The sequence below is a fragment of the Microterricola pindariensis genome (assembly GCF_002936985.1).
Lineage (GTDB): Bacteria > Actinomycetota > Actinomycetes > Actinomycetales > Microbacteriaceae > Microterricola > Microterricola pindariensis.
In genome coordinates, this window is the sequence record NZ_MPZN01000074.1 from 1 (window position 1) to 12,856 (window position 12,856).

At 70.7% G+C, this 12,856-nt stretch carries 12 protein-coding genes and 1 riboswitch; of the genes, 8 read left to right on the top strand and 4 right to left on the bottom strand.

Features of this window, described 5'->3' with window-relative positions:
- The first annotated feature begins 203 nt into the window (after positions 1-203).
- From GY24_RS15155 to GY24_RS15170, 4 genes are read left to right on the top strand one after another with little or no spacing between them, the layout of a single operon-like run.
- Complete coding sequence (locus GY24_RS15155) at positions 204-1,127, top strand: ABC transporter permease (RefSeq protein WP_104477187.1); 924 nt, start codon at positions 204-206, stop codon at positions 1,125-1,127.
- Positions 1,128-1,135: 8 nt separating this feature from the next.
- On the top strand, positions 1,136-1,936 hold the full coding sequence (locus GY24_RS15160; protein ID WP_104477190.1) for an ABC transporter permease: 801 nt from the start codon (positions 1,136-1,138) through the stop codon (positions 1,934-1,936).
- A gap of 42 nt (positions 1,937-1,978) precedes the next feature.
- Positions 1,979-3,199, top strand: a complete 1,221-nt coding sequence (gene dinB / locus GY24_RS15165; RefSeq protein WP_104477192.1) for a DNA polymerase IV — start codon at positions 1,979-1,981, stop codon at positions 3,197-3,199.
- A gap of 9 nt (positions 3,200-3,208) precedes the next feature.
- Positions 3,209-3,565: a spore germination protein GerW family protein gene (locus tag GY24_RS15170; RefSeq protein WP_083363685.1), complete on the top strand. Its 357-nt coding sequence runs from the start codon at positions 3,209-3,211 to the stop codon at positions 3,563-3,565.
- 198 nt (positions 3,566-3,763) lie between these two features.
- On the opposite strand, the gene GY24_RS17730 is transcribed toward GY24_RS15170, so the two are convergent.
- Positions 3,764-3,919 (bottom strand): hypothetical protein, encoded by a 156-nt coding sequence (locus tag GY24_RS17730; protein WP_161498757.1) that lies wholly within the window; start codon positions 3,917-3,919, stop codon positions 3,764-3,766.
- A gap of 48 nt (positions 3,920-3,967) precedes the next feature.
- Positions 3,968-4,077: riboswitch (TPP riboswitch) on the top strand.
- Positions 4,078-4,116: 39 nt separating this feature from the next.
- On the opposite strand from GY24_RS17730, the gene GY24_RS15175 reads away from it, so the two are divergent.
- From GY24_RS15175 to GY24_RS15190, 4 genes are read left to right on the top strand one after another with little or no spacing between them, the layout of a single operon-like run.
- The gene (locus tag GY24_RS15175; RefSeq protein ID WP_104477194.1) at positions 4,117-4,758 is read left to right on the top strand and encodes an ECF transporter S component; all 642 of its coding nucleotides are present in this window, start codon (positions 4,117-4,119) and stop codon (positions 4,756-4,758) included.
- Between the two features lie 29 nt (positions 4,759-4,787).
- A complete protein-coding gene (locus tag GY24_RS15180; RefSeq protein ID WP_104477196.1) occupies positions 4,788-6,260 on the top strand; it encodes an ABC transporter ATP-binding protein in 1,473 nt (490 codons plus the stop codon).
- Complete coding sequence (locus tag GY24_RS15185; RefSeq protein ID WP_104477198.1) at positions 6,257-7,039, top strand: energy-coupling factor transporter transmembrane component T family protein; 783 nt, start codon at positions 6,257-6,259, stop codon at positions 7,037-7,039. Before GY24_RS15180 ends, GY24_RS15185 begins: the two co-directional genes overlap by 4 nt.
- A gap of 49 nt (positions 7,040-7,088) precedes the next feature.
- On the top strand, positions 7,089-7,637 hold the full coding sequence (locus GY24_RS15190; RefSeq protein WP_161498758.1) for a nucleoside/nucleotide kinase family protein: 549 nt from the start codon (positions 7,089-7,091) through the stop codon (positions 7,635-7,637).
- Positions 7,638-7,644: 7 nt separating this feature from the next.
- On the opposite strand, the gene GY24_RS15195 is transcribed toward GY24_RS15190, so the two are convergent.
- From GY24_RS15195 to GY24_RS15205, 3 genes are all read right to left on the bottom strand, one after another.
- Complete coding sequence (locus GY24_RS15195) at positions 7,645-8,898, bottom strand: D-alanyl-D-alanine carboxypeptidase family protein (protein ID WP_104477202.1); 1,254 nt, start codon at positions 8,896-8,898, stop codon at positions 7,645-7,647.
- A gap of 598 nt (positions 8,899-9,496) precedes the next feature.
- Entirely contained in the window at positions 9,497-10,642 is a 1,146-nt protein-coding gene (locus GY24_RS15200; RefSeq protein WP_104477204.1) for a toll/interleukin-1 receptor domain-containing protein, read from the bottom strand.
- A 135-nt stretch (positions 10,643-10,777) separates the two neighbouring features.
- Entirely contained in the window at positions 10,778-12,208 is a 1,431-nt protein-coding gene (locus tag GY24_RS15205; protein WP_104477206.1) for an HNH endonuclease signature motif containing protein, read from the bottom strand.
- Between the last annotated feature and the right edge of the window lie 648 nt (positions 12,209-12,856).

Below are 12,856 nucleotides of genomic sequence, written 5' to 3' on the forward strand. Positions count from 1 at the left end.
ACGCCGACTACGCGTCAAAGATCTGGTACTGGTCGACGCCGATCGCCGACTGCCTGGACGGGCGCACCGACGTGCAGTGCACCGACTACGCCGCCTGGACGACGGCGTGGCAGGAGATCAAGGGCTGAGCCACCCTCGCGCGGCGGCCGCCCGGCTGCCGCGCGAGCGGCCCGACCGCACCCGTTCCGAGCGAGAGCAGCCAGATGAGCAGTGCAGCCGCCCCGACGCAACAGCGTTCGGGCGTGCCCGCGCCCCGGCACGGGCTGGCGCGGCGCGGCTCGGCCTTCTTCAGCCGGCACCCGCGGCTGCGGCTCGGTTTTCTGATCGCCGCCCCGCTGCTCTGGCTGGGCATCGTCTACGTCGTGGCCCTGGCCGCGCTGCTCGTGACGGCGTTCTGGAGCGTCGACAGCTTCACCGGCGAGATCACGCAGAGCTGGACGCTGGACAACATCATCACGGTGCTCACCGGCTCGCTCTACCAGGTCGTGACGCTGCGCACCGTGGGCGTCGCCCTGCTCGTGACGGTGATCGACGTACTCATCGCCCTGCAGATCGCCTTCTTCATGGCGAAGGTGGCCGGCCCGCGGATGCAGCGCATCCTCGTGATCGCCGTGCTCATGCCGCTCTGGGCCAGCTACCTGGTCAAGGCGTACGCCTGGCGCAGCGTGCTCTCCCAGGACGGCATCCTGCAGTGGCTCCTCACCCCCTTCGGCGGGAGCACCCCCGGCTACGGCCTGACGGCCACCATCATCACGCTCAGCTACCTCTGGCTGCCCTACGTCATCCTGCCCATCTACGCCGGGCTCGAGCGGGTGCCGGACTCACTGCTGGAGGCGTCCGGCGACCTCGGCGGCAGGACGTGGATGACGCTCAGGCTGGTCACGCTGCCGCTGATCTGGCCGGCGATCATCGCCGGCTCGATCTTCAGCTTCTCGCTCTCCCTCGGCGACTACCTGACGGTCAACATCGTCGGCGGCGCCAACCAGATGCTCGGCAACCTCGTCTTCACCAACGTCGGCGCGGCGAACAACCTGCCGCTGGCGGCGGCCATCGCCCTCATCCCGATCGCGATCATCTTCGGCTACCTGGCCCTCGTGCGGCGCACGGGCGCCCTGGACAACCTCTAGGAGCCCGGATGCGACTCAGCCGCCTCTCCCGCACGGTGCTCGGCATCGTCACCGTCCTCATCCTGCTCGCCATCTACCTGCCGCTCGGCGTCGTCTTCATCAACTCCTTCAGCACCAGCCAGAGCCTGAGCTGGCCGCCGCCCGGCTTCACCCTGGAATGGTGGGGCAAGGCATTCCAGAGCGCGGGCGCCATTGACGCCGTGCTGACCAGCGTGCAGCTCGCCATCATCGCCACGATCGTCTCGCTCGTGCTCGGCACCCTGATCTCGTTCGCGCTGCAGCGCTTCGCGTTCTTCGGCCGCGACACGGTCAGCCTGCTCGTCATCCTGCCCATCGCGCTGCCCGGGATCATCACGGGCATTGCCCTGAACAACTTCTTCCGCACCATCCTCGGCGTCCCGCTCTCCATCTGGACGGTCGTCATCGCCCACGCCACCTTTTGCATCGTGACGGTCTTCAACAACGTGATCGCGAGGCTCCGCCGGCTGGGCACCAACTTCGAGGAGGCCTCAGCCGACCTCGGCGCCGGCATCTGGACGACATTCCGGCTGATCACCTTCCCGCAGCTGCGCTCGGCCCTCTTCGCCGGCGGGCTGCTGGCCTTCGCGCTCAGCTTCGACGAGATCATCGTGACGACGTTCACCGCCGGCTCCGGGGTGACCACCCTGCCCATCTTCATCCTGAACAACTTGTTCCGGCCGAACCAGGCGCCCATCGTCAGCGTGATCGCGGTCGTGCTGGTGCTCGTCTCCATCGTCCCCATCTACATTGCGCAGCGGATCGCGGGGGCGGAGCGGGACGACCGCTGAGCGCACCGGCCGGGTGTCAGCGGCGGACGGTACCCTCGAGAGGTGAGCAAACAAGACGGTTCGACGCGCCAGGTGAGCGCCGCCGACGCCGACGACTCGCGCACCCCGTTCCTGCACGTCGACCTCGACGCCTTCTTCGCCTCCGTCGAGCTGCTGGACAACCCGGCGCTCGCCGGCAAACCCGTCGTCGTGGGCGGGCTGGGCCCGCGCTCCGTGGTGTCCGCTGCCAACTACGAGGCCCGCCGCTACGGCGTGAACTCGGCGATGCCGATGGCGCTCGCGCTCCGCCGCTGCCCGAATGCCGTCGTCGTGCCGGTGCGGATGGCCCGCTACGCCGAGCTCTCCCGGCAGGTCATGAGCATCTTCGACGACATGACGCCGCTGGTAGAACGCCTCGGCATCGACGAGGCCTTCCTCGACGTCTCCGGCGCCACCAAACTGCTCGGCTCGCCGCGCACCGTCGCCCAGCTGCTCCGCGCCCGGGTGCTCGCCGAGACGGGGCTCACCTGCTCGGTGGGCGTGGCCTCGACGAAGTTCGTCGCCAAGCTGGCCTCCGGCCGTTCCAAGCCCAACGGCCTGCTGGTGGTGCCGGCCGACGAGACGCTGGAGTTCCTGCATCCGCTGCCCATCAGTGCGCTCTGGGGCGTCGGCCCCGCCACGGAGGCGCAGCTGAAGCGGCTGGGCCTGAACCGGGTCGCCGACGTCGCCCAGACGCCGCTCGAGGTGCTGCAGGGCGCCCTCGGCCCGGCGCTCGCCCTCAAACTGCACAGCCTGGCCAACGGCATCGACCCGCGCAGCATCAGCCTGGAGCGCGAGGAGAAGAGCATCGGCCACGAGACGACGTTCAGCTTCGACGTCACCGACCAGCTCGAAATCCGGCGGGCGCTGCTGCGCCAGGCGGATGACGTCGCCGCGCGCCTGCGCCGGGCGGATGTCGTCGCGCGGACGGTCGTGCTGAAGCTGCGGTACAGCGACTTCAGCACCGTGACCAAGTCGCGCACCCTGGCCGAGCCCACCAACGTGGGCCGGCGCATCTACGAGGAGGCCCTCGCCGCCTTCGACGCGCTCGGCGCCGCCGGCAAACGGGTGCGCTTGATCGGGGTGCGTGCGGAGCAGCTCGGCGCGGGTGGCGGCAGCCTCGGGCTGTGGGACCCGGACGAGGAATGGCGGGAGGCCGAGCTCGCCGTCGACGAGGTGACCGCCCGCTTCGGCAAGGGCATGCTGCGCCCGGCCGCTCTAGTCAAGCCGCCGACTGCGGGGTAGCGTATCCGCATGAGCAATATTGCTGTGCAACTTGCCGAATCTGTTCGAAACGCCGGGGCCTCCACGGTCTACGGCGACCCCGTTGAGGTCGACGGGCAGGAGATGGTGCCGGTCGCGCTGGCGTGGTACGGCTTCGGCGGCGGCGGTGGCGAGATGCAGTCGAAGAACTCTGTCGCGCCCGGTCCGGGGGACGAGGCCGGCGGCGGCGGCGGCGGCGGCGTCTCGATCCCGATCGGGGCCTATATCAAACGCGACGGCGTGCTGCGCTTCGAGCCGAACGTGATTGCCCTTCTGGCAGTGGCGACACCATTCGTCGGCGTCTTCGGGTGGGCAGTGTCGCGGTTCATCAAGGTGCTCAAGCACTAAGACCCGTCGACACTGCGCTCTGCGTCTGTTGGCTTCGGTCGCTGGCGCTCCCTCGAGCCAACGAGCAGCGCCCCCGCGTCGTGCGGGCTGAGAGCCCCCCCACGTCGGCTGAGGGAGCGAGGAACGAGCGACCGAAGCCCGGTCTCCGGCCCGAGAGGCTCGCCGGGAGGGCGCACAGCCGTCCTCTCGATGCGGGCGCTAGCGGCGGCGCCAGAGCTGCCGCAGCGCGCTGAGCCGATCCGAGAGGGGCAGGCGCACCGGGAGCCCGGCCGCGAGGCGGCGGCGCCGGCGGAGCGAGAGCCAGAGCAGCAGGAGCATCAGCGCCGCCAGCGGCAGCAAAATCAGAATGCCCATGCTCCGATGCTAGCGGCGCTGCCGGCCACGCCCGCTCGGGCTATACTCGGTGACGAACACGGGAGTCCGGTGAGCCGGGCTGAGAGGAAGCTGATCAAGCTTCGACCGTCGAACCTGATCTGGATCATGCCAGCGCAGGGAGGCCGAAACAATCTCATACCCGTGCCCTCTTTTCACCTAACGAAAGGGCACGAACAGTGCATGCAACACTCGCACCACAGAACACCTCCAACACGAGCGGAACGGCGCCGGCGCGCATCGGCAACTGGCGCGTCGTCGACATCGTCGTCGCCAGTGTGCTCGGCGTCGCCGCCGGCGTCGTCTTCTGGGCCTGGGGCCTCGCCTGGGAGACCGTCAGCTCCCCGCTGAAGGCTGCCCTGCCCGGCGTGCAGGCCGGCCTCGCCGCCGTCTGGCTCTTCGCCGGCGTGCTCGGCGGCCTCGTCATCCGCAAGCCAGGCGCGGCGATCTACACCTCCACCCTCGCCGCCGTCGTCTCTGCGCTCGTCGGCACCCAGTGGGGCGGCTTCCTCACCATCGAGGCAGGCCTGGTGCAGGGCCTCGGCGCAGAGCTGGTCTTCCTGCTCTTCCTCTACCGCCGCTGGACCCTGCCCGTCGCGATCTTGGCGGGGGCGAGCGCCGGCCTCGGCATGGCGATCAACGACCTGCTGCTCTGGTACCCGGGCGCGGCGACCCAGTTCCTGCTCATCTACACGGTGTCCGCCATCATCGGGGGCGCGGTCATAGCCGGCGCGCTGTCCTGGTTCGCCGTGCGCGGGCTTGCCGCCACCGGCGCGCTCAGCCGCTTCGCCTCCGGCCGCCAGGCCCGGATCGCCGCGTAGGGCGTGGGACGCAGGGCGTAGGCAGAACCATGGCAGTGCAACAGGGTGCGGCGCGCGTGGACGTGCAGGGCTGGGGCTGGCGGCATGCCGGGCGCAGCTCCTGGGCGGTCAGCGACGCCGAGTTCACGATCGAGCCGGGGGAGCGGGTGCTGCTGCTCGGCGCGTCCGGCGCCGGCAAGTCGACCCTGCTGCACGGCCTGGCCGGCGTCCTCGGCGGCGACGAGGAGGGCGAACACCGCGGCTCCCTGTCGATCGACGGGATGCCGGCCGCCGCTGCGCGCGGCCGCAGCGGGCTCGTCCTGCAAGACCCCGACTCGCAGGTCATCCTCTCCCGCGTCGGCGACGACGTCGCCTTCGGCTGCGAGAACCTGGGCCTCGCCCGGGAGGAGATCTGGCGGCGCGTGGCCGAGTCTCTGGATGCGGTCGGCCTCGACGTGCCGCTGGATCGCAGCACCTCCGCCCTCTCCGGCGGGCAGAAGCAGCGCCTCGCCCTCGCAGGCGTACTGGCGATGCGCCCCGGCCTGCTGCTGCTGGACGAGCCGACCGCGAACCTCGACCCGGCCGGCGTCGCCGAGGTGCAGCAGGCCGTCACCCGTGTGCTCGCCGACCGCGGGGCGACGCTCGTCGTCGTCGAGCACCGGGTCGAGGTGTGGCTGCCGCTCGTCGACCGGGTGATCGTGCTCGCCGCCGGTGGCGGCGTGCTGGCCGACGGTGAGCCGGGCCGGGTGCTCCGCGAGCAGGGCGCGAGCCTCGCCGCCGCCGGGGTGTGGGTGCCCGGGCACCCGCCAGCCGTGCCGGAACGGCGCCGCCCCGCCAGGGCCGAGGTGCTGCTCGAGGCGCGCGAGCTCTCCGTGGCGCGGATGCCGCGGCATCCGGTCGCCACCGGCATCGAGCTGGACGTGCGCGCCGGCCGTGCCCTGGCCCTCACCGGGCCGAACGGCGCCGGCAAATCCACGCTCGCGCTCACCCTGGCCGGGCTGCTGCCGCCGGCCGGCGGCACGCTGCACGCCAGCGACGGCCTCGCCGCCGGCGCCGGCGCGTCCCCGATCCGCTGGAAGTCCCGGCAGCTGCTCGGCCGCATCGGCACCGTCTTCCAGGACCCCGAGCACCAGTTCCTGACCGCCCGGGTGCGCGACGAGCTCGCCGTCGGTCCGAAGGCCCTCGGCCGGAGCGCCGCTGAGATCGCGGCCGTCACCGAGGAGCTGCTGCAGCGGCTGCGCCTCAGCCGCCTCGTCGACGCCAACCCCTTCACCCTCTCCGGCGGCGAGAAGCGCCGGCTCTCGGTCGCCACCATGCTGGCCGCGAAGCCGCGCCTGCTGGTGTTGGACGAGCCGACCTTCGGCCAGGACGCCCGCACCTGGGCGGAGATGCTCGCCCTGCTCTCCGAGCTCGTCGAGGAGGGCCACTCCGTGCTCGCCGTCACCCACGACGCCGCCTTCGTGCGCGCCCTCGCCGACGAGGAGTACGCGCTCACCGCCGCGGAACAGGCGGTGCCGCGATGAGCGTGCTCGCCCCCGTCGCCACCGACAGCGTGCTCGGCCGACTGAATCCTGTCGCCAAGATCGCCGCGACCATCCCCATCACGCTCGCCCTCGTGCTCACCCTGGACTGGGTGTCCGCCACCGTCGCCCTGCTGCTGGAGATCGCGCTGCTCACCGCCGGCGGCCTCGGCCGCGTCGTGTTCAGCGCCCGCACCCTCCCGGTCTGGCTGGCCGCCCCGCTCACCGGCTTCAGCATGGTGCTCTACGGGCAGGCGTCCGGCGAGACCTACTTCCAGTTCTGGCTGATCCACGTGACAGAGGGCTCGCTCGAGATCGGCCTGGCCACCTGCATGCGGGTGCTGGCGATCGCCCTGCCCGCCGTGGTGTTGTTCATCACCATCGACCCCACCGAGCTCGCCGACGGGCTCGCCCAGGTGGCGCGGCTGCCCAGTCGCTTCGTGCTCGGCGCGCTGGCCGCGCTCCGCCTGGTCGGCCTGTTCATCGACGACTGGCGCAGCCTGCAGTTGGCCCGGCGAGCCCGCGGAGTGGCCGACCGCGGCCTGCTGCGGCGGCTGCTCGGCCAGGCGTTTGCGCTGCTCGTGCTCTCCATCCGGCGCGGCAGCAAGCTGGCCACCGCCATGGAGGCGCGCGGCTTCGGCGGCGACACCCCGCGCAGCTGGGCCCGCCCCTCCGTGTTCGGCGGCGCCGAATGGGTGGCCATCGCCCTGGGCTGCGCCGTCGCGGCGGTCTCCGTCGCCGTGGCCGTCGCGACCGGAAGCTGGAACTTTGTGCTGCGCTGAGCCCGCGCCCGCTGAACACGCGCCCGCTGAACACGTGCCGGCCGAGCCCGTGCCAACCGAGCCCGACCTCACGGCGGTGCTCGCGGCCATCGCCGACGCCCCGCGCGCCGCCGTCGTGCTGATCGACGGGCCGAGCGGCTCCGGCAAGAGCACCCTGGCCGACCGGCTGCTGGCGGACTGGCCGACGGACGCCGCCCCACAGCTGCTCCGGCTGGACGACGTGTACCCCGGCTGGGGCGGGCTCGCCGCCGGGGCGGAACAGGTGCGCACCGGGCTGCTGCACGCGCGCTCGGCCGGACGCCCGGCCCGGTGGCGGCGCTGGGACTGGCTGGGCCTCGCCCCGGCCGAATGGCACGAGGTGGCCCCGGACCGGCCCGTGATCGTGGAGGGCTGCGGCGCCCTGGCCGGCGACGCGGCCGCGCACGCCGACGTGACGGTCTGGGTGAGCGCCGACGACACCGTGCGCAAGCGCCGGGCGCTGGAACGGGACGCCGGCGGCTTCGACGCCCACTGGGACGAGTGGCAGGCGCAGTGGGAGCTCTACGAGGTCGTCGAGCGGCCGCGGGACCGCGCCCAGATCGTGCTCGAGGCGGCCTGAACCGCCGCTAGGAGCCCTGCACCGACGCGAGCAGCGCGGTAATCATCGGCACCGGGTTCAGCAGGCGCCAGGCCGGACCCGGGTCGGTGATGGCCCGGTCCAGCTCCAGCCGGGAGCGGTGCTCGCCGCCCGGCGTGCTCACGCTGACGCTGCCGACGATGCGGCCGAGCTGGGCGGTGCTGAGCTCGTCCAGCTCGACCAGCAGGCTGGCATCCTGGGCCGCCCAGGCCCGCCGGCTCTGCGCCGTGATGGCGACGGCGGATGCCGTGGCGCCCCACGGCGCGGTGAACTCGCCGTAACGCTCGCCCTGCGCGATCAGCGGCACCGTGCCCGCGCCCGCCACGGCGCTCTCCATCAGCGCACGCACGTCGGACTCGAGGGTGTCGTAGTCGGGGGAGCCGAGGAACACGGCTGAGAAGGCGAGCGGCTCCCCGTCTGGCTCCGGCGCCGGCACGCTCGCGGTGAACAGCAGGCAGACGCCCGCCTCATCCGTGTAGCTGCGCGAGATTCCGGTGATGCCCTCCTCCGCCAGGTAGGCGGTGGTGTTGCTGACGCCGCGGTTGTTCACGAGCGCCGACGGCGGGTTCGCGAGGATCTCGGCGATCGCCGGCTCGGCCTGCACCAGCGCGGCCAGGCGGGTGACGTCGGCGGCGGTGCCGCGGCTGTCGGGGGAGAGGCCGGTCGCGTCGGCGACGGTGATGCCGTCCAGACCCTGCGCGCCGAGCCAGGCGGATGCCGCGGTGAGGTAGTCGTCGACGCTGCCGTAGGCCCAGCGGGCGAGCGTGTCGGCGTGGTTGTTGCTGGAGCCGAGGATCAGCGCCTGCAGCATCTCCCGCTGCGTCCACTGCTCCTTCGGGAACACGACGACAGTGCGGGCCCCGCCGCCGCTGTAGTCGATGTAGTCCTGGTAGTCCGGGGTGCCGATGGTGTGCGCCTCGCCGCTCTCGCCGGCGGCCAGCGGCTTCGCGTCGAGCACGACGAGGGCGGTGACCAGCTTGGCGATCGAGGCCAACGGCAGCGCCTCGGTGCTGCCGCCCTGGGCGAATGGCGTGGTGTCGCCGGCCAGGATGACGGCGCTGGCGCCGTCCGCGGCGAGCACGGGGGCCGCGGCATCCGTCTGGCCCGGAAGCTCGCTCACCGTCGTCGCGCTGGCGGCGGGCAGCGGCCCGAGCAGCGTGGCCGGGGCGTAGACGCCCACCGCGAGGATCGCCACAGTTCCTGCCAGTACCCCGAGGAACCGCCCCACCCTGAATTTCGCCATGTCCTCAGGCTATGCGCCGCCCGGCGGATGCCGCGGAGCGCGCGCCGTGGCATCCGCCAAACGGGCTGCGGCGCCGGCCGCGGCGGAGTTTCAGGACGGCGCGGGTGTTGAGACCGGCCGCAGCGCAGTCGGGGCGGCAGTTTCACGTTCGGGACGCCGTCGATCACGAGAGTCAGCCATTAGCTGCCCTCGATGGTGCGGTGGTGGCACCAGCACAGCGGCAGCCGGTTGCCGCCATTCGCTAGTACATCCCAGTGCAACCCGACTCATCGAACCCAGGTGTCCACAAACGCCGGGAACGCTTCAATAGCGCTCGGCTGCCTACTCGCTGCCCGCGGTCTCATGTTGGGCCCTGCCGCCCCGGCCGGTGTTCCGACCGGCGCCGGCTGCCACATCGAAGCTCACTGACACAGACCTCTAACCGTTGAGGTGCCTGCCGTGCCACGGCCTCAACAAAGTCACCGAGCAACGTTGCGTTTTTCGTGCCACCGCTGCGCGACGGCTGCCGCGTGTTCGATGGCCGACGAATGCCGAATCGTGCGACAAGGGTACCGTGCAGTCGTTCCCGAGTTACGTTGCAGATTCAAGTAAAGTGCCGCTACGCAGCGGGCTCCTCGGTCGACTCTTCCCCAGCCTCCGCGGGTTCGACATCTGGCATCTCTGTGCTGTCGATCAGTGCAGTCCATTGACGGATCACTTCTCGACCCTCGGCGACCAGAGTTAAACCTCGCCGCATCTCGCGGATGACTGGGCGAATCTCGCGCGACATATCTTCAAGGTGTGCCGCCGACTCGCCCATCTGCATGAGTGCTCCCAATCCAGTCTCAGCCGCATCCGCGAGACCGCGAATGTTGCCGAAGAAGCTCAAGAACTCCTTCCGGTGCTCGGGCTCCTGCGGGGCCCGCATCACGATCACGCGCACGCCGCGATCCATGTCATGTAACGTTCTCGCGAACTCCTCACCCAATTCTCCCACTCGATCGGCTGGAGCTTTTAGTTCTGCGGCCAATTCGCGCGTGATGCGTAGCCGGAAGGCAAACGTGTTGGTTCCAGGGCCAGGAGCGTTCATGCGGCCGCCCATTATCTGGGTAATTTCGCCAATCTTGACGATCTCTTCGTTGATCGCACCTGTTACTTCAGCGATATGCGGCACTGCGTCCTCGAACGTCGCCATGACTTCGAGGAGGCCTTCTTCGCCCTCACGGTCGGCCAGATCGAGCGCGGTTTGCGCCGTCCCAGGCATCTCGGCATCACGGTTCGCCGCTGCCAGCCGTTCCGCAAGGCTGTACACCGCACGCCGGTAGACCCCGTCATCGCGATTTGCGAACCGGTGGTCGCGCCAGTCGACCCACTGAAAGGATCTCGCGAGAGCAACGAGTTCATCGTCGGGCTCGTCAGCGTCTGCGCCGGGAACTTCTGCGTACAGGAGCGGAAGAAGCAGCTCACGCACCCCGAGATCGGTTGCTGTACGAGCGAAGGAATTCAGTTCATTGCGGCACGCTACGCTGGCGAAGTAGCGCGGTGTGAGTACTGGCACGAAGAACGCAACAGTTGCAAGAGCTCCCTCGATCCGGTCTTGCCATCTAGCGCCCCATTCGAGCGAATCGCGATCGAGGAAAAGCTCGACGGTTTCACCAGTCATCATTTCAAACTGGGAGACAATATCTCGCGCCAGTTGGGCGATTCGGCCCCCTTCAGCTTCATCGTCAGCGTGAACGTAAGACCAGAACCCGTTTAGCGTCATATGGGTCACCGTATCGAGCTGGCATCGCCATCGCCAACGGTGCCATAAAAGATTGACCCCATTGCCGCCGCCGGCGGGACCGCAGTCGGAAAGGTTGCTCGATCGGGTTGCGCGCGTCTCGATTCGGCCGGGGGTCTACTCGACGAGGACGGGCTGGCGCTCCCGCTGTCGCTCGAGGAGGTCGGCGAGTTGGGTGCGGGACTTGGTGGATCTTCGCCAGGGCGTCTCGGCCTCGCTGCGGCCATTCCGCAGCCAGGGCGGCGGCTTCACAAACGGGACCCCGCCGATCATCAGGATCAGCCAGCCGCTCGTCTCAATCGTGCGGTGGTGGAACCAACACAGGAGGACCCCGTTGCAGGTCTCCGTTTCGCCGCCGTCCCGGTACGCGATCACGTGGTGGATCTCGGACCACGCGGCCGGGATCGTGCAGCCGGGGATGATGCAGCCGCCGTCGCGCAGGGTGATCGCCCGCCGCTGCTGCGCGTTGAAGACTCGGTCGGTTGTGCTCAGGCTGACCAGGCGCCCGTCGTCGTCGATCAATGCATGCTGGAGGCCGCCGGCGCAGATGAACTGCTCGACCGCGCGCAGCGAGACGGGCGCCTCGCAGCCCTCAATGAAGCCGGCACCGGTGCCCGAGGCCAGGTCGGCCTGCCGCACCGAGACCAGCACGGTCGGGGCGGCCCCGCCCATCGTGGGCGCGGCGGCGCTGCGGGCGGCCCCGTCGATCAGGCTCGCGAACACGTCATGCCGGGCCTGCGCGGTGGCGCGCGGGTCTCTCGGGGCGTCCGGGTCGGCATCGTTGAAGGTGGGCTTCGAGCGCGGGCTCAGGTACGCGTTCAGCAGCGCCTCGAACTTCGCGTCGATCTCCGGCAGGAGTGCCATCTTGCGGTGCACCAGCCCGTCCCGGGTCAGTCCTCCGCTGATGCCGCGGGCGCCCATCGCCCGTTCCTCGGCCGGGATCGTGCCGTCCTCATCCAAGACGCTCTCCCAGACGCGGGCCTGGCCGCGGACCTCGTCGGCGCCGAACGGCAGCGGGGACTCCACGGTGGGGCCGGTGGCGGCGGCGACGAGGGCGGTCTCGGCGAGTTCGACGTTGAGGTCGCCGACGCGACCGCGGATCGGGTCGAGGGTGTCGATGATGGCCAGAGCACTGTCGTAGCCGAGGGTGCCGGACCGGAGTGCTGCGGCAGCTTCGGGGAACGCGGCGGGGAGTGTGTCACCGGTCAGGGCGGTGCGGGGCCTCGTGGCCGCCCCGAGGCGCATCCGCTGGGTGAGGGTGCGCTCGGAGGCGAGCGTGGTCCGGGCGAGGAGCTCGACGGCGTTGCGGCAGCCCTTCTTGGCCGAGAGGCGGTCCTCGCCGAGCTCGCGGCGGGAGCGGGCGCCGACCTCACCGGCCAAGCGCACCCGCCAGGAATCGACCACCATGCCGAGCCGTTCAATCGCCGCTGTCAGCTGCAACAGAGGGTCGTCGTGCAGCAGCCGCTCGTCCACACCGGACAGCCCGGCGGCCAGCCCGAGGTGGGCGGCGGCGACCTCTTCTGTGGCTTCCGGGATGGCTGTTCGCATACCACAATTCTACGGAAGAATGGGTGCCCCAAACGGATTAAATCCCTGATGTGGATAACTTTTCGCCGTGTCGGTGGGATGCGGTAGCGTCGGAAAGGGATGCCGTGGCCGGGCTGGAAACCGGGCTTCGGTCGCTCGTTCCTCGCTCCCTCAGCCGACGTGGGGAGGGAAGCCCGGTCGACGTGGGGAGGGAAGCCCGGTCGACGTGGGGAGTGAAGCCCCGCCGACGTGGGGAGGGAAGCTTAGGCGACGTGGGGATGGGGCCCGGTCGACGTGGGGAGAGGGGCGCTGGAGTTGCACGCCGGCTGGAGGGAGCGCCAGCGACCGAAGCCCTGACACGGCGTGAGACTGGCGACGGCCGCGAGGGACTCAACCAGCGGGACGGCGGCGTGGTCGGGCTGGAAGCCGGGCTTCGGTCGCTCGTTCCTCGCTCCCTCAGCCGACGTGGGGAGGAGCGCAGCCGACGTGGGGAGAGGCGCAGCCGACGTGGGGAGAGAGCGGCTGACCTGACGGGGCGTGCGCCCGGCTCGACGTGGGCGCGGGACCAGCCCGACGTGGGCGCGGGCCCGGCTCGACGTGAGCCGAGGACCCCGGTGGGCGTGGGCGCGAGGGCGGGCCGCGCCGGCTACGCGGCCCGGACGGCGGCCC